This window comes from Pseudomonas sp. CROZ-RG-20F-R04-15 (assembly GCF_022662375.1).
Lineage (GTDB): Bacteria > Pseudomonadota > Gammaproteobacteria > Pseudomonadales > Pseudomonadaceae > Aquipseudomonas.
The window spans coordinates 197,997-221,385 of the sequence record NZ_JAKNQL010000004.1; the positions used below are offsets into that span (position 1 = coordinate 197,997).

At 59.2% G+C, this 23,389-nt stretch carries 19 protein-coding genes; 12 read left to right on the forward strand and 7 right to left on the reverse strand.

Going from position 1 to position 23,389, the window contains the following annotated elements; all coding sequences use genetic code 11:
- Window position 1: 1 nt before the first annotated feature.
- The 4 genes from cyoB to hmpA form a co-directional block, all read right to left on the reverse strand.
- The gene (cyoB, locus tag L8H52_RS08720; protein WP_242206779.1) at window positions 2-2,032 is read right to left on the reverse strand and encodes a cytochrome o ubiquinol oxidase subunit I; all 2,031 of its coding nucleotides are present in this window, start codon (window positions 2,030-2,032) and stop codon (window positions 2-4) included.
- Window positions 2,033-2,035: 3 nt separating this feature from the next.
- The gene (cyoA, locus tag L8H52_RS08725; protein ID WP_007916947.1) at window positions 2,036-2,977 is read right to left on the reverse strand and encodes a ubiquinol oxidase subunit II; all 942 of its coding nucleotides are present in this window, start codon (window positions 2,975-2,977) and stop codon (window positions 2,036-2,038) included.
- Between the two features lie 826 nt (window positions 2,978-3,803).
- Window positions 3,804-4,313 carry a disulfide bond formation protein B gene (locus L8H52_RS08730; RefSeq protein WP_160059334.1) on the reverse strand — a complete coding sequence of 170 codons (510 nt, stop codon included), beginning with the start codon at window positions 4,311-4,313 and terminating at the stop codon, window positions 3,804-3,806.
- Window positions 4,314-4,551: 238 nt separating this feature from the next.
- On the reverse strand, window positions 4,552-5,733 hold the full coding sequence (gene hmpA, locus L8H52_RS08735; protein WP_242206780.1) for an NO-inducible flavohemoprotein: 1,182 nt from the start codon (window positions 5,731-5,733) through the stop codon (window positions 4,552-4,554).
- Window positions 5,734-5,897: 164 nt separating this feature from the next.
- On the opposite strand from hmpA, the gene norR reads away from it, so the two are divergent.
- From norR to L8H52_RS08760, 5 genes are all read left to right on the forward strand, one after another.
- Window positions 5,898-7,457 carry a nitric oxide reductase transcriptional regulator NorR gene (gene norR, locus L8H52_RS08740; RefSeq protein ID WP_242206781.1) on the forward strand — a complete coding sequence of 520 codons (1,560 nt, stop codon included), beginning with the start codon at window positions 5,898-5,900 and terminating at the stop codon, window positions 7,455-7,457.
- 318 nt (window positions 7,458-7,775) lie between these two features.
- Window positions 7,776-8,678, forward strand: coding sequence for a chemotaxis protein (locus L8H52_RS08745; RefSeq protein ID WP_008084803.1), 903 nt, complete (start codon window positions 7,776-7,778; stop codon window positions 8,676-8,678).
- Window positions 8,679-8,705: 27 nt separating this feature from the next.
- Window positions 8,706-9,164: a GNAT family N-acetyltransferase gene (locus L8H52_RS08750; RefSeq protein WP_242206862.1), complete on the forward strand. Its 459-nt coding sequence runs from the start codon at window positions 8,706-8,708 to the stop codon at window positions 9,162-9,164.
- A gap of 147 nt (window positions 9,165-9,311) precedes the next feature.
- Window positions 9,312-9,638, forward strand: a complete 327-nt coding sequence (locus tag L8H52_RS08755) for a hypothetical protein (protein ID WP_242206782.1) — start codon at window positions 9,312-9,314, stop codon at window positions 9,636-9,638.
- Between the two features lie 83 nt (window positions 9,639-9,721).
- On the forward strand, window positions 9,722-10,471 hold the full coding sequence (locus tag L8H52_RS08760) for a YkgJ family cysteine cluster protein (RefSeq protein ID WP_242206783.1): 750 nt from the start codon (window positions 9,722-9,724) through the stop codon (window positions 10,469-10,471).
- Between the two features lie 175 nt (window positions 10,472-10,646).
- On the opposite strand, the gene L8H52_RS08765 is transcribed toward L8H52_RS08760, so the two are convergent.
- From L8H52_RS08765 to L8H52_RS08775, 3 genes are all read right to left on the reverse strand, one after another.
- Window positions 10,647-10,886 (reverse strand): hypothetical protein, encoded by a 240-nt coding sequence (locus tag L8H52_RS08765; RefSeq protein ID WP_007916963.1) that lies wholly within the window; start codon window positions 10,884-10,886, stop codon window positions 10,647-10,649.
- Window positions 10,887-10,997: 111 nt separating this feature from the next.
- Entirely contained in the window at window positions 10,998-11,303 is a 306-nt protein-coding gene (locus L8H52_RS08770; protein ID WP_242206784.1) for a type 1 fimbrial protein, read from the reverse strand.
- 275 nt (window positions 11,304-11,578) lie between these two features.
- Entirely contained in the window at window positions 11,579-11,941 is a 363-nt protein-coding gene (locus tag L8H52_RS08775; RefSeq protein ID WP_242206785.1) for a DUF6124 family protein, read from the reverse strand.
- Window positions 11,942-12,901: 960 nt separating this feature from the next.
- On the opposite strand from L8H52_RS08775, the gene L8H52_RS08780 reads away from it, so the two are divergent.
- The 7 genes from L8H52_RS08780 (at window position 12,902) to L8H52_RS08810 (ending at window position 23,226) form a co-directional block, all read left to right on the forward strand.
- Window positions 12,902-14,062 carry an efflux RND transporter periplasmic adaptor subunit gene (locus tag L8H52_RS08780; protein ID WP_242206786.1) on the forward strand — a complete coding sequence of 387 codons (1,161 nt, stop codon included), beginning with the start codon at window positions 12,902-12,904 and terminating at the stop codon, window positions 14,060-14,062.
- Entirely contained in the window at window positions 14,059-17,160 is a 3,102-nt protein-coding gene (locus L8H52_RS08785; protein WP_242206787.1) for a multidrug efflux RND transporter permease subunit, read from the forward strand. Before L8H52_RS08780 ends, L8H52_RS08785 begins: the two co-directional genes overlap by 4 nt.
- A gap of 9 nt (window positions 17,161-17,169) precedes the next feature.
- Window positions 17,170-17,844 carry a heavy metal response regulator transcription factor gene (locus L8H52_RS08790; protein WP_242206788.1) on the forward strand — a complete coding sequence of 225 codons (675 nt, stop codon included), beginning with the start codon at window positions 17,170-17,172 and terminating at the stop codon, window positions 17,842-17,844.
- 255 nt (window positions 17,845-18,099) lie between these two features.
- Window positions 18,100-19,470, forward strand: a complete 1,371-nt coding sequence (locus L8H52_RS08795; RefSeq protein WP_242206789.1) for a heavy metal sensor histidine kinase — start codon at window positions 18,100-18,102, stop codon at window positions 19,468-19,470.
- A 304-nt stretch (window positions 19,471-19,774) separates the two neighbouring features.
- Window positions 19,775-19,996: a hypothetical protein gene (locus tag L8H52_RS08800; protein ID WP_242206790.1), complete on the forward strand. Its 222-nt coding sequence runs from the start codon at window positions 19,775-19,777 to the stop codon at window positions 19,994-19,996.
- 197 nt (window positions 19,997-20,193) lie between these two features.
- Window positions 20,194-21,510 (forward strand): OprD family porin, encoded by a 1,317-nt coding sequence (locus tag L8H52_RS08805; protein WP_242206791.1) that lies wholly within the window; start codon window positions 20,194-20,196, stop codon window positions 21,508-21,510.
- A 207-nt stretch (window positions 21,511-21,717) separates the two neighbouring features.
- Entirely contained in the window at window positions 21,718-23,226 is a 1,509-nt protein-coding gene (locus L8H52_RS08810) for a sensor domain-containing diguanylate cyclase (RefSeq protein ID WP_242206792.1), read from the forward strand.
- Window positions 23,227-23,389 lie beyond the last annotated feature (163 nt).

A 23,389-nucleotide genomic window follows, 5' to 3' on the forward strand; every position in this document is an offset into this window, starting at 1 on the left:
TTTAAGCCTGTTCCAACGAGGTTTCAACACGGGTGGCACCGGCCGGGATTTTCCCTGCCGCAACCAGACGCTTGTGCTGCTCGGCTTCGATACGCTCGATCGTTTCAACCGGAACCATATAGCCCTGGTCGTCACGTGCAGCGTGGATCACGAAGTAGATGACGGTGCCGGCCAGGCTGGCGATCGCCAACCACCAGATGTGCCAGATCATCGCGAAACCGAAGACGGTCAACAGTGCGCCCATCACCACGCCAGTGGCGGTGTTGTTCGGCATGTGGATCGGCTCGTACTTGGCCGGACGCTGGTACGCAGTACCGTTTTCCTTGGCTTCAGTGAACGGGTCGATGCAGTCAGCCTTAGGCAGCACGGCAAAGTTGTAAAACGGTGGTGGCGACGAGGTCGACCATTCCAGAGTGTGTGCATTCCACGGGTCACCGTGATCGCAAACGTTCTCTGGCTTGTTACGGTCACGCACGCTCACATAGAGCTGGATCAGCTGGCAGGCGATACCCACAGCGATCATCACCGCACCGAACATGGCAACGTACAGGTACGGTACCCACTCAGGGTTGGTGGTGGCGTTCAGACGACGGGTCATGCCCATGAAGCCCAGTGCATAGAGCGGCATGAACGCGACGAAGAAGCCCGAGATCCAGAACCAGAACGCTGCTTTACCCCAGCCTTCGTGCAGCTTGAAGCCGAACGCTTTCGGGAAGTAGAACGCGAAACCAGCGATGTAACCGAATACCGCACCGCCGATGATCACGTTGTGGAAGTGCGCGATCACGAACAGGCTGTTGTGCAGAACGAAGTCAGCACCCGGGATGGCCAGCAGTACGCCGGTCATGCCGCCGATGGCGAAGGTCACCATGAAGCCCAGAGTCCACAGAACCTGGCTGGTGAAGCGCAGACGGCCCTGGTAGATGGTGAACAGCCAGTTGAATAGCTTCACACCCGTCGGGATGGAAATCAGCATCGTCGCCAGACCGAAGAAGGCGTTGACGCTGGCACCCGAACCCATGGTGAAGAAGTGGTGCAGCCAAACCATGAAGCCCAGTACCGAGATCGCGCCCGAGGCGTAGATCATCGAGTGGTGGCCGAACAGTTTTTTGCCGGTGAACGCCGAGATCACTTCCGAGAAGATGCCGAATGCCGGCAGGATCAGGATGTAAACCTCAGGGTGGCCCCACGCCCAGAACAGGTTGACGTACATCATTGGATTGCCACCAAGTTCATTGGTGAAAATGTGGAAATCCATGTAACGGTCAAGGGTCAGCAGTGCCAGGGTAGCGGTCAGGATCGGGAACGAAGCCACGATCAGAACGTTTGCCCAGGTGCAGGTCCAGGTGAAGATCGGCATGTCCATCAGTTTCATGCCAGGGGTGCGCATTTTCAGTACGGTCGCGAGGAAGTTAACCCCCGTTAGCGTCGTACCTAACCCGGATAGCTGTAGCGCCCAGATGTAGTAGTCCATGCCCACGCCAGGGCTGTATTGCAGACCCGACAATGGTGGATAGGCAACCCAACCGGTCTTGGCGAACTCGCCGACGCCCAGGGACAGGTTGATCAGTACTACGCCGGATACCAGCAGCCAGAAGCTCAGGGAGTTCAGGAACGGGAACGCAACGTCACGCGCGCCGATCTGCAGCGGCACTGCAAGGTTCATCAGGCCGGTGAAGAATGGCATCGCCATGAAGATGATCATGATCACACCGTGAGCGGTGAAGATCTGGTCATAGTGTTCAGGTGGCAGGTAGCCAGGCGAACCCTCGGTGGCCATGGCCAACTGGGTACGCATCATGATGGCGTCGGCAAAACCGCGCAGCAGCATGACCATGGCGACGATGATGTACATCACGCCGATTTTCTTGTGGTCAACCGAGGTCAACCACTCGGTCCACAAGTACGTCCACTTCTTGAAGTAGGTGATTGCAGCGAACAACGCCAGACCACCGAGCGCGATCATGGAGATGGTAATCATCACAATCGGTTCGTGGAACGGGATCGCTTCCCAACTTAATTTACCAAACATCGTTTACTCCTCTGCCCCGGCAGCTGAATGCGAACTCGAGTCAATTTCCGTGGCCGCCACTTCTTTCTCTTTCTTCTCGTGCTTCAGCGGCTTGCCCGGCTTCATACCTTCGTACTTGTCGACGATGATCTGGAACTGGTTCGGCGTGACCGAGGAGTAGAGCTCGACTGGGTTGTTCTGGCTCGGTTTGGCAAGGGCCGCGTATTCAGCTTGATCAAGCTGTTTAGGTGACTTCTTGACTTCACTTACCCAGGCGTCGAAATCTTCCTGAGTGGTGGAGATAGCCTTGAATTTCATACCGGTGAAACCCGCGCCGCTGTAGTTGGCGGAGATACCGTCCATTTCAGCGTTACGGTCAGCGATCAGGTGCAGTTTGGTCTGCATGCCCGCCATCGCGTAGATCTGGCCGCCCAGACCCGGGATGAAGAACGAGTTCATCACAGCGTCAGAGGTGATCTTGAAGTTGATTGGCGTGTGCGCCGGGAACACGATCTTGTTGACCGTGGCAATGCCTTGTTCCGGGTAGATGAACAGCCACTTCCAGTCCAGCGCGACCACTTCGATGGTCACAGGCTTGACGTCGGACTGAATCGGACGATACGGGTCCAGTTCGTGGGTCGAAATGTAGGTGATGTAACCCAGGGCAATGATGATCAGGACCGGGATGGTCCAGACTGCCACTTCGATTTTGGTCGAGTGCGACCATTTCGGGGTGTAGACGGCGTTCTTGTTCGACGCGCGGTACTTCCAGGCGAACAGAAAGGTCATGACGATAACCGGCACGACGACCAACAGCATCAGCAGGGTCGCGGTGATGATCAGGTTTCGCTGTTCCAGGCCAACCTGGCCCGTTGGATTGAGCAAGGTCATGTTGCAGCCTCCCAGCAACAACGTGCCGAGCAGCGGCACTAGGCCTAGTAATCTGGGGTACCTGTTTTTACTCATCTCACGACCTCTAAAGCAGCTTGCGCAATGCAGTTGGGTTTTGATCGCCAACACTTCACCCTGCCAAGGGTTGGCATTTTCTTTGGATTGAATAAGGGCCGCCCGTCGCGCGTCAGACGCTCGACAAAACCTGGGACAGCGGTCAGTTCTTATTCGAATTCGTGGTCAAAGGCCTTGTTACAGACCAATTCCATTTGGTGCGGAAAGTTGGAAGGCACCGACACCTGGGTGTCTTGAAAGCCTTTCGACTTGCTCGACACCCGACTTTCTGATCAGTTCCTTAATAAAGGCTGAACAGTGCCGGGAATTCAGTGCGGGCGATTGTAGATAGGTAGCGCCCTATACACCATGTCTTATCCCGAAATAATTTTTATCCGTTCGAGCAACAATCCATCGCCATTTTTGCAAAAGTGCCGCATGTTATCGAAATCGATTCTCAACAAAAACACCAAAAATTGTAGGTGTACCCGCGTCAGTTCAGACAGCTCTGAAGGCTTTTTCCTGACACCTGAACAGCGCAAAGCCCGATAACCCAAGGCTTTTGGCCCTATGCCGGCGCTTGTTAAAACTGCCTGCTCTGGCACTCGCGTGCTAAAGCCGAAAAACCCCGAAACAGACCAATCCTTTTTTGTAACAACGGCCGATTCCGCTTCACCGAAGCGCCCTGCGACACGGCGTGTGTGACAACATGTCGCACACCTGCCACACCCTGCCTTGCCGTCCGTCACGGTGTTTTCACCAACACTCTGAAAATGCAAAACGCCCCGATTGGCTGATCCGCAAATCGGGGCGTTTTCTGTATCGGCCAGACTGCCGATTAGTTGATTCAGCGCAGTGCTTTTCGGTTACGCGAGGTCAGCAGCGGCACCAGGATCACCACCAGCACGAACGCCACCAGTGCCCATTGTGCCAACGACAGACCGAGGATCGGCGGGTACGGCGTCGAGCAGAAACCGTCGACCTGGAAGCCCAGCGGGAAGATCTTCGCCAGCGGCAGATCATCGACAATCGGCTGCAGCACATCGATGCCGCAGCTCACCGCCGGATAGAACTGGGTGTACACGTGATGCCCGGCCACAGCCGCCCCGGCAAGCGCGCAAATCACCACCAGTACTTCGAATACGGTGATGCTGCGACGGCTGCGCATGGCCGCGCCGATAAACGCAAACAGCGCGATCAGCAGCAACGCATAGCGCTGCAGAATGCACAGCGGGCACGGCGCCTCGCCAAGTACGATCTGCATGTACAGCGCACCGCCGATCAGTGCCAGGCAGATGATGCCCAACAGCACCAGAAAGCGCCGCTCACGTCCCAGTCGAATCGTTTCCTCGCTCATCGCGTTTCCTTTATATGTCCATGGTTCAACCGGCTCGCGGCTGAAGGTTGTCGCAAGTCTACACCGGGGGAATAAACGATAAAGCGGTTAAGAAACGATTAACCTTTAAACAGAATTTAAGAATCGAGACCGCGTAACGGCGATCGCGAGCAGGCTCGCTCCCACATTGGATCTGCGTCGAACACAAATCCCCTGTGGGAGCGAGCCTGCTCGCGAATGACGGCAACCCGGTTCTGGATTATTCCAGAGCTGAAGCCGGCCCGAAGAACTCATAACGGCTCTGCTTCTCCGGCACACCCAGTGCTTTCAGATGCCGCTTGATCGCGCCCATGAAGCCCTTCGGCCCAAGGAAGTACGCATCGACATCACGCTGCTGCGGCAGCCATTCGCCAAGCAGTGCCTGATCAAGCATGCCGACCTTATCCGCCTCCGGGCTGACACCATCATCTTCGGCATAGCAGTAAAAACGCTTCAACTGCGGATGACGTTCAGCCAACTCATCAATCCAGTCACGGAACGCATGCACGCTGCCGTTGCGCGCGCAGTGGATAAAGTGCACCGGACGCTCGGTCTCCAGCGCCGCTTCAAGCATCGCCAGAGTCGGCGTGATGCCGACGCCACCGCTGATCAACACCAATGGCTTGTCGCTCGCGGTCAAGGTGAACTCACCCGATGGCGGGAACAGCTGAATGCTCGCGCCGACATGCAGTTGATCGTGCAAGTGATTGGACGCACGGCCACCCGGTTCGCGTTTGACGCTGATGCGGTACTGACCGTTGTTCGCCAAGGCCGACAACGAGTAGTTGCGGCGGATTTCTTCGCCATCGAGGATCAGCTTCATGCCGATGTACTGACCCGGTTCGGCCGCGAGAATCGGGCCTTTGTCCGCGGGCTCGAAGTAGAAGGAGATGATTTCTGCGCTCTCCTCGACTTTGGCCGCAACGATGAACTCACGTGCACCGCGCCAGCCGCCGACGGCTTGTTCCTTCTGGTCGTAGATCGCGGTTTCGGCGCCGATCAGAATATCCGCCAGTTGCCCGTACGCCGCGCCCCAGGCGCTCATCACTTCTGGCGTGGCGATCTCTTCGCCGAGCACTTCGGAGATGGCGCGCAGCAAACAGGCGCCGACAATCGGGTAATGCTCCGGGAGGATCTGCAGGGCAACGTGCTTGTTGATGATCTTCACCACCAGATCGCCCAACTGGTCGAGCTGATCGATGTGCCGCGCGTACATCAATACGCCGTTGGCCAAAGCGCGTGGCTGGTCACCGCTGGCCTGGTGGGCCTGGTTGAACAGCGGCCGGACTTCCGGGTATTCAGAGAGCATCATGCGATAGAAGTGAGTGATCAGCGCCTCACCGCCGCTCTCCAGCAGAGGCACGGTGGATTTGACGATGGCACGATCCTGGACGCTAAGCATAAGGTTGACTCCTGAGCTTCTTTGAAAAGTTACCTTAGAGTTATCAGGTTCCGTGCCAACTTATTTATCTATATAAATCAATATGTTAAAAATATCGTAGTCATAAAGACCTAAAGACCCTTATAGTCATCCGGACTACATCTTGTCTCTTTGACTACAAGACCATGACCGCCAAATCCCTGCTCACTGCCCTGCTGCCCCTCGTCTCCGACCTGTCCCGCGAACTTCCGGAAGGCGAACGTTATCGACGTTTGCTCGAAGCCATGCGCGCCCTGCTGCCCTGCGATGCGGCGGCGTTACTGCGCCTCGACGGCGAAGCGCTGGTGCCGCTGGCGGTGGACGGTCTGAGCACCGACACCCTCGGCCGCCGCTTCAAGGTCAGCGAGCATCCGCGCTTCGAAATACTCCTCAGCGGTGCCGGGCCCACGCGGTTCGCCGCCGACAGTGACTTGCCCGATCCTTATGACGGCCTGGTCGATGGCCTCGACGAGCATCTAGAGGTTCACGATTGCCTCGGCTGTCCTTTATTCGTCGATGAAAAGCTCTGGGGCCTGATAACCCTCGATGCTCTCGATCCCGAGCGTTTCGAGCCGATCGAACTCGATGCCTTGCAAGCTTTCGCCAGCCTCGCCTCGGCCACGGTCAATGCCGCCGAACGTATTCAACGCCTGGCCAATCGCGCAGAAGACGAACATCAGCGCGCCGAGGTTTATCGTCAGGCGAGCGGCCAGCAGAATCGCGAAATGATCGGCCAGAGCAAGGCGCTGAAGAAGTTAGTAGAAGAAATCAATCTGGTCGGCGGCAGTGATCTGACCGTGTTGATCACCGGCGAAACCGGGGTCGGCAAAGAGCTGGTCGCCCAGGCCATTCACGCCGCTTCTGCACGCGCCGACAAACCGATCATCAGCCTCAACTGCGCCGCGCTACCTGACACGCTGGTAGAAAGCGAACTGTTCGGCCACGTGCGCGGCGCCTTCACCGGCGCTACCAGCGACCGTCGTGGCAAATTCGAACTGGCCAATGGCGGCACACTGTTTCTCGATGAGGTCGGCGAGTTGTCGCTGACCGTGCAGGCGAAATTGCTGCGTGTCTTGCAGAGCGGCCAATTGCAGCGTTTGGGTTCGGACAAGGAGCATCAGGTCGATGTGCGCCTGATTGCCGCGACCAACCGCGACCTGGCGGAAGAAGTGCGCAGCGGTCGCTATCGTGCCGACTTCTACCATCGCCTCAGCGTCTACCCGTTGCGCGTGCCGGCGCTGCGTGATCGCGGCCGCGATGTGTTGCTGCTCAGTGGCTTCTTCCTCGAACAGAATCGCTCGCGCATGGGCCTCAACAGCCTGCGCCTGAACAGCGACGCCCAGGAAGCACTGCTCGCCTACACTTGGCCGGGAAACGTGCGTGAGCTGGAACACTTGATCGGCCGCAGTGCGCTGAAGGCGCTGGGCAACTGCAAAGTGCGGCCGAAGATTCTCAGCCTGAGCGCGGCGGATCTGGATCTGCCGCGCGAGGCTGTGGATAACTCGGTTGAGGCGGTTGCCGGTGCGGTGGCTGAGATGCCGCTGGTCAGCGGGGATTTGCGCAGTGCGACCGAGCAATATCAGCGGCGGTTGATCAGTGCGGCGCTGGAGCGCAATCAGGATAACTGGGCGAGTGCGGCGCGGGAGTTGGGGCTGGATCGGGCGAATCTTGGGCGCATGGCCAAACGACTGGGCATGAAGAGCTAAAAGCACACCCTCACCCTAGCTCTCTCCCTGAGGGAGAGGGGACTGATTGGGAGATATTCAAGAATTCCGCCGACGTGACCCTGCTTTGCCGAATCCATAATCAACTCGGTTTCTCAGGTCGATGCATAACATCGAACAACTCGGTCGGCCCCCTCTCCCTCCGGGAGAGGGCTGGGGTGAGGGGCTTTGGCTTTGGCTTTTGATCGAAACGCCACCCGACAACTAACCTAAAGCCCACCCCTTTAACGCCGATAACCCGGCATCAATAGTTTCTGGCGATTTGTACCCTCGCCCACCACCTTTCCACAGAAGGTTCATATGTCCTCCACAAAAGCCCGCGCAGACTCACTTTCGCTTCTGCTGTTTACCTTGCGCAGCGGCAAGTTGATGGCGATCAACCTGCTGAAAGTCAGTGAAATCATCCCCTGCCCGCCGCTGACCAAACTGCCGGAGTCGCACCCGCACGTGAAAGGTATCGCCACGTTGCGCGGCGCCTCGCTGTCGGTTATCGACCTCAGCCGCGCCATCGGTGAACGTCCGCTGGAGGACCCGAACGGTGGCTGCCTGATCGTCACCGACGTCAGTCGCTCCAAGCAGGGTCTGCACGTGCAGGCGGTGAGCAAAATCGTCCACTGCCTGACCACCGACATCAAACCGCCGCCATTTGGTTCCGGAGGTTCGCGCGCCTACATCACCGGCGTGACCTCGGTGGACGGCACGCTGGTGCAGGTGCTCGACATCGAAAAGGTTATCCACAGCATCGCCCCGGCGCAGATCGAAATGGCCCCGACCGACCTGACCATGGAAGACGCCGAAGTGCTCGGCAACGCGCGGATTCTGGTGGTCGACGACAGCCAGGTAGCGCTGCAACAATCGGTGCACACCCTGCGCAACCTCGGCCTGCAATGCCACACCGCACGCAGCGCCAAGGAAGCCATCGACTGCCTGCTCGACCTGCAAGGCACCGCGCAGCAAATCAACCTGATCGTCTCCGACATCGAGATGTCCGAGATGGACGGTTACGCCTTCACCCGCACCCTGCGTGAAACCCCGGACTTCGCCCATTTGTACGTGCTGCTGCACACCTCGCTCGACAGCGCGATGAACAGCGAAAAAGCGCGTCTGGCCGGGGCGAACGGTGTGCTGACCAAGTTCTCCTCGCCGGAACTGACCCACTGCCTGATCGAAGCGGCCAAACACGTCGCCGCCCACGGACACTGAGTCTTGGCCGAGACGTACTGTTTTTTGATGCGGCGCGACCTCGGTCAGGACGCACCGGATGTGCCTTGGCCACAAGACATTGAACTGTGCACGTACTCCGTCGAACTGGCGGCGGACGTGCATCATTTGATGCAACTCGGCTATCGCGAAGGCGGCGGCCGGGTGCCAGCACTGGACGCTTGGCAGCAGCAGTTCGAGACCGATCCTGAATATGATCCGAGCCTGTGTTTAATTGCCCGTGATGGCGAAGGCGTGGTCGGTGTGGCGCAATGCTGGACCAGCGCCTATATCAAGAATCTGGTGGTGCATCCGCGCATGCAGGGCCGCGGATTGGGTCGGGCGTTGTTGTTCAATGCATTCAAGGTGTTTCAGCAACGCCGCGAAGGGTTTGTCGATCTGAAGGTGCTGGAAGACAACCGGCGGGCGCAGCGCTTGTATGAAAGTGCCGGGATGTATGTGGTCCGCCGGGAACGGGTGCCGGACTGATCGAGCGTCTTCGCGAGCAGGCTCGCACCCACCCTGAAATGCATTTCAAACGGTGGGAGCGAGCCTGCTCGCGAAGAGGCCAGCGCAGGCAACTTCCCTTCTCAGACACACTCCAACCTTGGCCACCCACGCCCAAGGACGCCCACCATGAAAACCCTCACCGCAAGCCTGCTCTGCCTCACCGCCCTAGCCTCCCAGGCGCACGCCTCCAGCCCCGACGCCTGGGCCGCCTACGACAAAACCGTGCTCGCCAGTTGCACCAAAGCCAGCGGCCTGAAAAACGCCAAACCGGTCGGCACGCCCGCACAATTCGATGACCGCGTCGGCTACACCGCCGTGTTGCTGCAAGGCCAATACCCGCAAAAACACATGAAAGGTCAGCAAGGCACCGAACTGTGTCTGTACAACAAACAGTCGAAAACCGCTTTCGTCACCGAGTGGGACTCGATCCGCCCGCCCGTTAAAACCAAGTGAATGGCGCATAACTTGCTTCGATCCAGTTCTGTGCGGTGGTTTTCCGCCACCGTTTCACACCCTGATTGAAGACAGATCGCTCAATGAATACGACGTTTTCCTGCGTAGGCTGTGGCAAATGCTGCACCGACCACCATGTCCCGTTGACCTTGGCCGAAGCCCGTATGTGGGCGGCGGATGGCGGTCAGGTGATCGTGCTGGTCGAGGCTTTTCTTGGTAATGGCCTGGGTTTGCCGGCGCAGCAGCGGGAACACGCCGAACGTCGCTCAGCGGTCGTTCGCAGCGGCGCGACAGACGCCCATGTGGCAATCACCTTCGCCGCGTACAACGTCGGCCCCTGCCGGAATCTTGACGAGGACAAGCTGTGCCGGATCTACGAGCGGCGGCCGTTGGTGTGCCGCATTTATCCGGCGGAAATCAACCCGCATATCCCGCTCAATCCTGCCGCCAAGGACTGCCCGCCGGAGTCTTGGCAACAGGGGCCGGTGTTGATTGCTGGCGGCGAGCTTGTGGATTTGGAACTGGTGGAGTTGATTCAACGTTCGCGTCAGGCGGATCGGGATGACATCGGCATCAAGGACGCGATTTGCGCGATGCTCGGGATTCGCACCACAGCGTTGAAGGGTGACGGGTTTACTGCGTACTTGCCGAACATGGAGGCGTTTGCTGCGGTGATTGATCAGGTGACGGCACAGCCGTTGACGATGGCGCCGAGTGAGTGGGTGTTTCATCTGTCGGGCGAGGATGTTGCCGGGCAGGTGTTGGCAGCCGGGGCGCAGGTGGTGACGGAGCCGGCGCAGACCTATGCGTTTATCTCGTTGCGCGCGGCTTGATCGGGTTTTTGCAGCGATCGAACTGGCCACATCGCTAGCAGGCTAGCTCCCACAGGTATCTCGGGCGTTCACATAATTTGTGTACGACAGTGAACCCTGTGGGAGCTGTCTTGCCAGCGAAAGGGCCGGCACAGGCAGTATCAATCGCCGCGTTGAGCGCAGGCAGGAATAAAACTCAGCGCTTGCCCATCGAACGACGGGTGCCCGGCGGCGCCATGCCCGGGGTCTTGGTGTGGCCATTCTTGGCACCGTTCTTGTACCACGGCTGGTTCGAGCCTTTGGCAGAAGCCAGTTCGCCCGGCTTGAACGGAAATTTGAACGCCGGGATTTCGGCTTTGGTATCGCTGGTGTCGGCCAGTTCAGCCGGGACATCGCTCACGGCGTCGTCAACCGGCGGCAGGGTCGGGGAAGTCATAAAAGCTCCGGAAAGCAAAAAGTCGGGCCCGATCAGTGAGCCGCGAAGGCGCGCAGTATACCTGTGCGCCAAGGTTGGGCACCTGAAGATTTGCAGCGCACGCCGAACGGTTTACAGGTAACTGATGATGACGATGCCTTTGTCGGTCGAGGTCTTCAGCGCTTCATAGCGCATGGAAATCGGCAGCGCCTGATGACTGCAGGCGTTGCGCTCAGTGTCGACATCGACTTTCACGCCGGGCTTGATTTCGATCTGGCGAGACTCACGAGACGCAAACGCCCCGACCGGTCCGACCTGACAGCCCGAGTCAACAATTTGCCCGGTAAAACGGATCTCGCCGGATTGACTGGCAGGCGCGGCGAAGGCTGCGAGTGGAAGCAAGAGAAGCACAGACGGCAGAGCGGTTTTCAGCTTCATTTCAAGACACTCCCGGATTGAGCGGCCCAGAGAACCCGGGCTACACAATGTTTATCCGCGTGCAGGGACGGATCTTGAGAAGCGTAGTGGGCGATAGGTCCCGAATAGGGACTGACCGGTCCCTTTTTGGGACTGCTTAACAAAAAAATGGCCGTTAGAGATGCGGTGCCCAATCAGACGTCTTCGCGAGCAGGCTCGCTCCCACAGGTGGACTGCGTTTCAAACTGTGGGAGCGAGCCTGCTCGCGAAGAACGATGACGCGGTGCTCAGACGGATTACGTTTGTGGATCAACCCGATCCAGCGCCCGGTTTACCGCCAGCTCGGCGAGCATGACGATCTGCTGGATCGCCAGCGCCGAACTGCGCTGCGGACGACTGAGCTGATCAGCCAGATCACCGGCCATGACATTGGCTGAGGCCAGCGATTCACAGGCGTGGGCGAGCAGGCTTTCGGTATCGATGTCCGGGTGGATGAGGAACATTGTGCTGGGCTGACGCGGTTTGACTGGTTCGGGGCAAAGGTAGAAATCGAGCGCGCGCTTGATGGCTTCGCGGGTTTTTATCTGGTCGTCGGCGCGGAGGGCGTCTTCGAGTGGGGTGGTGGGATCGATGGGTGGATCTGGAACTGGCTTAGTCATTGGAAAACTCTCTTATCAAATGATTTGAAGCCATCACTTGTCGTTTCTCACGCGACGAAGAGGTGGCAGCTATGTGCGGAGTGAGAAACCGGTAAGAGAGCAACCCGGCCGAACCGAAGTTCGCCCGCACACAGCCGCCATAAAGAATTGCCGGCAGCAGATGAGCTGGCGGCGATTATGGTCGTACTCGTGTTTGATTAAAACATCTCAGCGGGTTCTCACACCCGATCACCGAGTTTTCGGCGACAACCAAAGACTAGAGAGCGCGCGTCCGACGGACAACCTGAAAACCTTGTGGGAAGGTTCTGGTTATTTGACACAAATTTAAACAGCCAAAGCCAACCCTCACCCTCACCCTCTCCCGGAGGGAGAGGGGACTGACCGTGGTGTTTGGACGAAGTACGCCGACGTGAAATACCGAGTTGAACTCAGGCTTTGAACAGCACACAAATCGGCCCCCTCTCCCTCGGGAGAGGGCTGGGGTGAGGGGAAAATCCACCACAAATCCATAGCCGACCACGCCCCGCTCTTCACCACTCAATAGGCCGAGTGTCAGCTCGCCTGCTCTTGATCTTGATCCACGGGCGACGTCGGAAGGCTGAGCGGAGGGATTGATCCGGGGGTGGGAGCGCAGCGACCGTTTGGCGAAGCCAAACACAGCGAGAGGAGGTGCAGCGAAGCAAACCGTAGGCGCTGCGCCCGGATCGATCCCGCAGCGAAGGAACCCCGAGCCCCAGCGAGCGGGCCGCACGTAGGAGCAAGCCTTTTTGGTTACTTTTTCGGCGTCTGGAAAAAGTGACCCGCCGTAAGGGCGGAACCCTAATCAGCAACCCCCGCAGCAACGGATATGTACCCAGCGAAACTGACAGCGCCGACAGCTAGCCGTCACCCTCCTGACCCCCAAACAAGTTTATAACTACCCAACCTGCCCAAACTCCATACCCTTGGCGCCCACCCCGCATGCGAATCCAAAAGAACAAAACCCTGCTCGCCACCCTATTGATCGTCCTCGCAGGCGCAGGTCTGTGGTACGCCCTGAAACCCGCCCCAACCAAACTCGCCACCCCCACAGCAATCCCCGTGCGAGTCATAGCGGTCAGCGAAAAAGACGTCCCCCGCTACACCAGCGGCATCGGCTCCGTCCTCTCATTACACAGCGTCGTAGTACGCCCCCAGATCGACGGCATCCTCACCAAAATCCTCGTCAAAGAAGGCCAACTCGTCAAAGCAGGCGACCTGCTGGCCACCATCGACGACCGCTCCATCCGCGCCAGCCTCGATCAGGCCCGCGCGCAACTGGGCGAAAGCCAGGCGCAACTGCAAGTCGCCCTGGTCAACCTCAAGCGCTACAAACTGCTCACCGTCGACGACGGCATCTCGAAACAGACCTACGACCAGCAACAAGCCTTGGTCAACCAGTTGAAGGCCACCGCCCAAGGCAACCAAGCCTCTATTGATGCGGCACAAGTACAACTTTCCTACACACAGATCCGCTCCCCGGTCACCGGTCGCGTCGGTATTCGCACAGTAGACGAAGGCAACTTCCTGCGCATGACCGACACCGCCGGCCTGTTCACCGTCACCCAGATCGATCCGATCGCCGTCGAATTTTCGCTGCCGCAGCAAATGCTGCCGACCCTGCAAGGCCTGATCAGCGACCCGCAACGCGCTCAGGTCAAGGCCTACATCGGCGCAGACACCGATGGCGAAACCGGCAACCTGCTCGGCGACGGTCACCTGACCCTGATCGACAACCAGATCAACGCCAACACCGGCACCATCCGCGCCAAGGCCGAATTCGACAACGCCAGCCAGAAGCTCTGGCCCGGCCTGCTGGTCACGGTAAAAATTCAGACAGCCCTCGACAAAGATGCGCTGGTTGTACCGCCCACCGTCGTACAACGCGGCCTCGACCAACACTTCGTTTACCGGGTGAACGGCGACAAGGTCGAAGCGGTGCAGGTGCAGATGGTTTATCAGGGCAGCGGCGAGGACATCATCAAAGGCGTGAAGGCCGGCGATGTGCTGGTCACCGACGGCCAGTCGCGACTAAAACCCGGTTCGACCGTGCAAGTCATGACCGAACCGGCGCAGGTGGTGCAAGCGGAGCCGAAACCATGAAGGCACACAAAGGCGTCTCCACGTGGTGCATCGATCATCCGGTGGCGACGATTCTGCTGACCATCGCGCTGGTGCTGGTCGGTTTGATCGCCTTCCCGCGCCTGCCAATCGCCCCACTGCCGGAAGCGGAATTTCCGACGATTCAGGTTTCCGCGCAGTTGCCCGGCGCCAGCCCCGACACCATGGCCTCGTCCGTGGCCACGCCGCTGGAGGTGCAATTCAGCGCCATCCCCGGCATGACCCAGATGACCTCCAGCAGTGCGCTGGGCTCAAGTCTGCTGACCCTGCAATTCACCCTCGATAAAAGCATCGACACCGCCGCGCAAGAAGTACAAGCCGCGATCAACACCGCCGCCGGTAAACTGCCCAAGGACATGCCGACGCTACCGACCTGGAAGAAGGTCAACCCGGCCGACAGCCCGGTGCTGATTCTCAGCGTCAGCTCGACGCAAATGCCCGGCACCGAACTCAGCGACCTGGTGGAAACCCTGCTCTCGCGTCAGATCAGTCAGATCGACGGCGTAGGCCAAATCAACATCACCGGTCAGCAACGTCCGGCGATCCGCGTACAAGCCTCGGCGGACAAACTCGCGGCGATCGGCCTGACCCTTGCCGACATTCGTCTGGCGATCCAGCAGACCAGCCTCAACCTGGCCAAAGGTGCGCTCTACGGCGAATCGAGTATTTCCACGCTGTCGACCAACGACCAGTTGTTCCACCCCGAGGACTACAGCCAACTCATCGTTTCCTACAAGGATGGCGCCCCGGTTCACCTGCGCGATGTCGCCAAAGTCGTCAACGGTTCGGAAGATGCCTACGTGCAAGCGTGGGCCGGTGATCAACCGGGGGTGAACCTGGTGATCTCGCGCCAACCCGGCGCCAACATCGTCGAAACCGTCGACCGCATTCAAGCCGCCCTGCCCGGCCTCGAAGCGATGTTGCCGGCCTCGGTGCAAGTAAAAACCCTGATCGACCGGACCCAGACCATTCGTGCCTCGCTGCATGAAGTCGAGATCACCCTGTTGATTGCGATCATGTTGGTGGTCGCGGTGATGGCACTGTTCCTGCGCCAATTGTCGGCAACCCTGATTGTGTCGGCGGTGCTCGGTGTGTCGTTGATCGCCAGTTTCGCTTTGATGTACATCCTCGGATTCAGCCTGAACAACCTGACGCTGGTGGCGATCGTGGTGGCCGTGGGATTTGTGGTCGACGATGCGATTGTGGTGGTGGAGAACATTCACCGACACCTAGAGGCCGGCGATGATATGCGCGAGGCGGCCATCAAAGGTGCCGGCGAGATCGGCTTCACCGTGGTCTCGATCAGTTTCTCGCTGGTGGCGGCGTTTATTCCGCTGCTGTTCATGGGCGGTGTGGTCGGGCGACTGTTCAAGGAATTCGCCCTGACCGCGACCTCGACCATCATGATTTCCGTGGTGGTGTCGCTGACCCTGGCGCCGACTCTCGCTGCATTGTTCATGCGTAAACCGGTGCACCACGCCCACGACAAACCGGGCTTCAGCGAACGCCTGCTCGGCTGGTACGAACGAGGCCTGCGCCGCGCCCTCGCCCATCAGAAATTGATGATTGGTGTGTTCGGTTTATCACTGGCCATGGCCATCGGCGGTTACATCTTTATCCCCAAGGGTTTCTTCCCGGTGCAGGACACCGGGTTCGTCCTCGGCACCACCGAAGCCGCTGCGGATATTTCCTACGGCGACATGGTGAAAAAACACCTGGCGATGGCCGAAATCGTCGCTGCCGACCCCGCCGTGCAGGCGTTCTCCCATTCGGTCGGTGTGTCCGGCAGTAACCAGACCATCGCCAACGGCCGCTTCTGGATCGCCCTGAAAAAACGCGGCGACCGTGACGTCAGCGCCAGCCAGTTCATTGACCGCATCCGCCCGCAACTGATGAAAGTCCCCGGCATAGTTCTCTATCTGCGCGCCGGCCAGGACATCAACCTCAGCTCCGGCCCAAGCCGCGCGCAGTATCAATACGTGCTGAAGAGTAACGACGGCGCAACCCTCGCGACATGGACGCAACGCCTCACCGAAAAACTGCGCAGCAACCCGGCGTTCCGCGACATTTCCAACGACCTGCAACTGGGCGGCAGCATCACTCACATCAGCATCGACCGCAGCGCCGCCGCACGTTTCGGCCTGACCGCGAGTGATGTCGACGAGGCGCTGTACGACGCCTTCGGCCAACGCCAGATCAATGAATTCCAGACCCAGGTCAATCAGTACAACGTGATTCTGGAACTGGACACCAAACAGCGCGGCAAGGCCGAAAGCCTTAACTACTTCTACCTGCGCTCGCCGCTGAGTGGCGAGATGGTGCCGCTGTCGGCGCTGGCCAAATTCGATGCGCCGACCATCGGCCCGTTGTCGATTGCCCACGATGGGATGTTCCCGGCCGCCAACCTGTCGTTCAACTTGGCGCCCGGCGTGGCGTTGGGTGATGCAGTGATTCTGCTCAATCAGGCCAAGGCAGAAATCGGCATGCCGACCGCCATCAGCGGCAATTTCCAGGGCGCGGCGCAGGCGTTCCAGAGTTCGCTGGCCAGCCAGCCGTGGCTGATTCTTGCGGCGCTGGTGGCGGTGTACATCATTTTGGGTGTGCTTTATGAAAGCTTCGTGCACCCGCTGACGATCATTTCAACGTTGCCGGCAGCAGGCTTGGGCGCGGTGATCATGCTGTGGATCTGCGGCCAGGACTTTTCGATCATGGCGCTGATCGGCCTGGTATTGCTGATCGGTATCGTCAAGAAGAACGGCATCCTGATGATCGACTTCGCCCTCGAAGCGCAGCGCCACCGAGGCCTGTCGCCGCAGGATGCGATTTTCGAGGCGTGTATCACGCGCTTTCGGCCGATCATCATGACCACCCTCGCCGCCCTGCTTGGCGCGCTGCCGCTGATGCTCGGCTACGGCACCGGCGCCGAGTTGCGCCAGCCGCTGGGGATCGCGGTGGTGGGCGGTTTGCTGGTCAGCCAGATGCTGACGTTGTTTACCACTCCGGTCATATACTTGTGGCTTGAGCGGCTGTTCCACAGGCCCAAACCCGCGCCCGTAGCGGCGTTGGCGACCACAGACTGAGGCAGGGTCATGCGCGTTCTGATTATCGAAGACGAGGAAAAAACCGCGGACTATCTGCACCGCGGTCTGACGGAACAGGGTTACACCGTGGATCTGGCCCGCGACGGCGTCGAGGGCCTGCATCTGGCGCTGGAAAGCGACTACGCGGTGATCGTCCTCGACGTCATGTTGCCGGGCCTCGATGGCTTCGGCGTGCTGCGCGCGTTGCGTGCGCGCAAGCAGACCCCGGTGATCATGCTCACCGCCCGCGAGCGCGTCGAAGACCGCATCAAAGGCCTGCGCGACGGGGCCGACGATTACCTCGGCAAACCGTTTTCCTTCCTTGAACTGGTCGCACGTTTGCAAGCGTTGACCCGGCGCAGCGGCGGGCATGAACCGGTGCAAGTGAGCATCGCCGACCTGTGGATAGATTTGATCAGCCGCAAGGCCACCCGCGCCGGCACGCGGCTTGATCTGACCGCCAAAGAGTTTTCGCTGCTGAGCGTACTGGCCCGTCGGCAAGGTGAAATCCTTTCGAAAACCGCCATCGCCGAGATGGTCTGGGACATCAATTTCGACAGTGACGCCAACGTCGTCGAAGTCGCGATCAAACGCTTGCGCGCCAAACTCGACGGACCGTTCGACGAGAAACTGCTGCACACCATTCGCGGCATGGGTTATGTGCTGGAGAGCCGTGGTGTTTAGGGTAGGTCATCATTCATTTCCTGCGCCGCGTTGCCGTCTGAAAGCGGGCCAGGCAAGGCGCAGCCCGACGGTAAGGGTTGTTTCCTTGCCGAGGGCTGTAACGCAGCATGGCCCGCTTTCAGACGACAACCCGGAGGGCCGAGCCTGCTGTTGTGCAGGGCTGCGTTGCTCGGAGCTTATTTGGAACGACCAAACCGCGCTCCTCGCGCCTTGCCCTGCACAACAGCAGACTCGGCGCGGCGCAGGAAATGAATGATGACCTACCCTCACAATTCGATTGCCCTGCGCCTGAGCGGAATGTTCACGCTGGTGGCGTTAGTGGTGTTTCTGTTGATTGGCGGCGCGTTGTATCAGCAGGTCGATAAAGGCTTGGGGCTGCTGCCGGAAGCCGAGCTGGAGGCGCGTTACAGCGTGCTCGAATCGGCGCTCAATCGCTTCGGCACGCCGGAGCACTGGGTGAAGATCAACGCCAAGTTGAAGCTGCTCGGTGAGGAAGACAAACGCATTCGTTTCTGGGTGGTGAGTGGTGATCCGGGTTACGAATACGGTCAGCCGGATGCGGCGATTCGCGCGTTTGCCCAAGGCCCGTTGGGCATGCATGACCTGCAGTTGCCCGACCATCCTTATCCGCTGAAAGTGCTGCTGACCGAGTTGCCGGCCAAGGATCAGCGACCGCCGCTGCGCTTCATGATCGGCATTGATACCGAGACCTTCCACGAGACTCAGCATAACCTGCTGATCGCGCTGATCGGGCTGGCGATTGTCGGCGTGCTGATGGCTTCGGCGCTGGGGTATTGGGTCGCCCGGATTGGTTTGAAGCCGTTGATCAAACTGTCCCACGAGGCTCAGCGACTGGCGCCACCACTACGCGCCGGGCGCTTGCGTTTGTCGCCGCTGCCACCGGAGCTTGCGCAGTTTGTCGACTCGTTCAACTCGACGCTGGAACGGGTCGAGCAGGCCTACTCGCGACTGGAGTCGTTCAACGCCGACGTCGCCCATGAATTGCGTTCACCGCTGACCAATCTGATCGGCCAGACGCAAGTGGCGCTGACCCGTGGGCGCTCTGCCGAACATTATTTCGAAGTGCTGCAATCCAATCTGGAAGAGCTGGAACGGCTGCGCTCGATCATCAACGACATGCTGTTTCTCGCCAGTGCCGACCAGGGCAACAAGGCGACCAAACTCACCTCGACTTCGCTGGCTGATGAGGTGGCAACGACGCTGGAATATCTGGATTTCATTCTTGAAGATGCACAGGTCGAAGTGCAGGTGAGCGGTGATGCGCTGGTGCAGATCGAGGTCGCGCATCTGCGTCGGGCGCTGATCAATTTGTTGAGCAATGCGGTGCAGCACACCGGGCCGGGCCAGGTGATCGAGGTGCGTATTGAGGTGGAAGCGCATCAGGTGAGTATTGGTGTGGCCAATCCGGGATCGCCAATTGCCAGCGAGCATTTGCCGCGCTTGTTCGAGCGCTTTTATCGGGTCGATGCGTCGCGTAGCAACAGTGGCAATAACCATGGGCTGGGGCTGGCGATCGTCAAGGCGATTGCGCTGATGCATGGCGGCGATGTGTTCGTGCGCAGTGATCGGGGGATGAATACCTTCGGGATTTATTTGCCGGTCTGAAAAGCCCCTCACCCTAACCCTCTCCCGGAGGGAGAGGGGACTGACCGAGTTGTTCTCTCGAGTTACACCGACCTGAAATATCCAGTCGAACTCAGGCTTTGAAAAGCCCCCAATCTGCTCCCTTCCCCCTCGCCCCCTTGGGGGAGAGGGTTGGGGTGAGGGGGTTGCTCTTGGCTACACCGCGAACTTCGACTTTTACCTCCTGCGCAACAGTCATTTATGAAAATCACGCTGTTTCCCAACGCCCGGCAACCTTATCTTTGCCCGCACCAAACAGCACTCGCCAAGCGAGAAGGTTTTCAAGATGTCCAACAGTATGGGTATTGTCAGCGCGTTCGTTTTGTCCTCATTGATCCTGTCGCCAATGGCGATGGCCGAAGAATCGCAGTCGTTCGTGGCGCACAACGTCGCTCGCGCTCAGGCCTACGATCAGTATCAGGCCGAAGTGATGGCCAAGGCTCAAGACGCCTCGCAAGCCCCGCAGGCTGCCACTTCCCAGGCTCAAGCATCCGAGAAAGACAGCTGAGTCGCGCACCGCGCCAACGTTTCCCTCGACGCGGTTGTTTGGCTATTCCCGTTCAACCGTCGTCATTCCAGGCCGCTGCCTTTCAGCGGCCTTTTTTCGTTGTGGTCTGAAAGCCGTTTGGTTCGTCTGTAACAACAAGAAACATCACGCCCCTCAGGACATTGAGGGGCCAGTTGACCCAAGGAGCTCCATCGCAAGTGCGTTACCCAGTCCGCTTCTCTCCGTTGTTCATTGCAATTGCCGCAACGATTGCCCCTGCCGCTCACGCCGACGAGCCTGCCAAACAAGGTTTCGTCGAAGATTCGAGCCTCAACCTCAACGCCCGCAACTACTACATGAATCGCAACCGCTTGCAGAAAGCGGACGACAACATCGAGTGGGGCCAGGGCTTTCTAGGCATCTTCAAGTCGGGTTACACCGAAGGAACGGTCGGTTTCGGCATTGATGCCCACGCCATGCTCGGGCTGAAGCTCGATGGTGGTGGCGGCACGGACGGCTCGAGCATCCTGCCGGTCAGCGACGGTAACGGCAAAGCGCCGGGCTCGTTCTCCACGGCGGGCGGCACGCTGAAAATGCGCGCGTTCGATACCGAGTTGAAGGCCGGTGACCTGTTCCTCACCAACCCGGTAATTGCCGGCGGTGACACGCGCATGCTGCCGCAGACCTTCCGTGGTGTGAGTCTGAGCAACCACAGCTTCGACGGCTGGCTGATCGAGGGTGGTCAGGCCAGTTTCACCAAGCCGTACAACCAAAGCGGTCACACGCGTATCGGCACTTCCTACGGCACCTTGGCTGACGGCGACGAGAGCCAGCACCTGAACTGGGCCGGTGTGGCCTGGAGCGGCGTCGAAGGTCTGACCAGCAGCCTCTACGCCTCTGAGCTCAAGGACATCTGGAACCAGTACTACTACGACCTCGACTACACCTGGCAGTTGAGCGATCTGGTCAGCCTCAACCCGGGCCTGCACTTCTATCACACGCAAGACACCGGCGATGCGCTGCTAGGCAACATCGACAACAACACCTACAGCCTGCATTTCACCGTGGGTATCGGTAGCCACAGCGTTACTGCTGCGTATCAGCGGGTCAACGGCAACACCCCGTTCGACTACATCAGCCAGGGCGACAGCGTTTACCTCGACAACTCGCAGCAGTACTCCGATTTCAACGGCCCGAACGAGCGCTCGTGGAAGCTCAAATACGCTTATGACTTCGCCGGTGTCGGCATGCCGGGACTGACCTCGTCGGTCTCCTACTCGCGCGGGACCGTAGACCTGACCAAGGTCGACGCCGACAGCAAAGGCTATTCCAACTGGTACAGCGCCGACGGCCGCAACGCCAAACACTGGGAACGCGATCTCGATCTGAAATACGTCGTGCAGAGCGGTCTGGCCAAGGATCTGGCGGTGCACCTGCAATGGGCAACCAACCGTGGCGGCAACGGTTACGGCGTGATCGATTCGGACACAGATGAATACCGCGTCATCATCGACTACCCGATCAACGTCTTCTAAGATCGGCGCCATAACACCGTCCTGAATTCAGTGATGCACCCTGTGGGAGCGAGCCTGCTCGCGAAAGCGGTCTACCATTCAACATCTATGTTGAATGACACAGCGCTTTCGCGAGCAGGCTCGCTCCCACAATGGGCATGGTTTCTGGCTTCGGCTGCAGTGTTTGGCCTACTACGCTTATAAGAATTCCCAACCGACAGCCCAATCATGATCGCGAGCCGTACCCCACCCGTTTCGGGCAAGACCGGACGCCCCGAGCTGCTGCTGATCTGCGGCAGTTTGCTGAGCGTGATCGCGATTGTCGGCATCGTCACTTTCCTGCTGATCCGCGAGCACGCCAACGCTCGGGAATCGGCCACCCGCAGCGCCACCACCATCGCGCAACTGATCGACGCCGATGTGCTGCGCACGGTCGAGCTGTACGACCTGACCCTGCAAGGCCTGATCGCTGCCGCCCAACGCGATGATCTGCAAACTGTCTCACCGCAGATTCGTCATCTGGCGCTGTTCGACCGCTCAACCACCGCGCGCTTCAAGGGCGACATTCTGTTGCTCGACAAACACGGCAACGTCATTGCCGATTCTTCGCGGGTCGAGCCGAAACCGGGCAATTTTGCCGACCGGGATTACTTCCTCGCCCACGCATTCAACCGTGACATCGGCATGTTCATCAGCCGACCGTTCAAGACCCGTTGCGATTGCGACGAAGCCAATCAATGGCGCATCAGTTTCAGCCGACGGATTTCCTCGGACACCGGTGAATTCGCCGGCGTAGCGGTGGCGTCGATGAAGCTCGACTACTTCGATCAGCTGTTCAACAGCCTCGACATCGGCAAGGACAGCACGCTGAACATCATCGACAACGACGGCGTCCTGTTGGCGCAGAAGCCCTATCTGCAGAGTGATTCGATCGGCAAGAGCTTCGGTAACCGACCCAACGTGATACGGATCCTGCGCGACAAGGATGGCAATGGCAGTTTCACCAGTACTTCGAGCATGGATCATCAACAGCGTCTCTATACCTATTCGCGAGTCGGCAATTTGCCGCTGACAGTGATGGTCGCGCTGTCCAGCGATGAAGTGTTCGGCACCTGGCGGCGCACCGCGATGTTGATCAGTGGGGCCACCGGCGTGCTGTGCGTGGGTTTGTTATGGCTGACCTGGTTGCTGGCCCGCGAGTTGCGCCGACGTCAGCGTGCCGAGCACGAACTGGCGCAATTGGCCGCCACCGACGCGCTGACCGGTGTGGCAAATCGTCGGATGCTTGATCAGGCATTGCGTCACGAGTGGTTCCGCGCTCAGCGCTCGGGTAAACCGATGTCGGTGATGATGATCGATGCCGATCACTTCAAGGCATTCAATGATCGACATGGCCATCAGGGCGGGGATCAGGCACTGAAGACGCTGGCCCGTGTCATCACTGAAAATGTCCGGCGACCGGCGGATCTGGTCGCGCGTTATGGCGGCGAGGAGTTCTCGGTGATTCTCGCCGAGACCGATGGTCATGGCGCGCAGCAGATTGCCGAGCATATTCGTCAGGCAGTGGAGCAGTTGCCGTTGGTCGACGGGGCTGAGCGGCCGATGACGGTGAGCATTGGTATCGCGACGTGGGCGGTGGCGAGTGAAATGACGCTGGAGCAGTTGTTGTTTGCGGCGGACAAGGCGTTGTATCAGGCCAAGGAGGGAGGGCGTAATCGAGTCGTGGTGGCTTCCTGAATGTTCTGCGCAGTTTGCGCTGGCGCCTTCGCGAGCAAGCTCGCTCCCACATTTGAAATGCATTCCCCTGTGGGAGCGAGCTTGCTCGCGAAGAGGCCGGATCAGGCACTAGAAAAACCACAGGCATAAAAAAAGGCCATCCGAGGATGGCCTTCAAAAAACT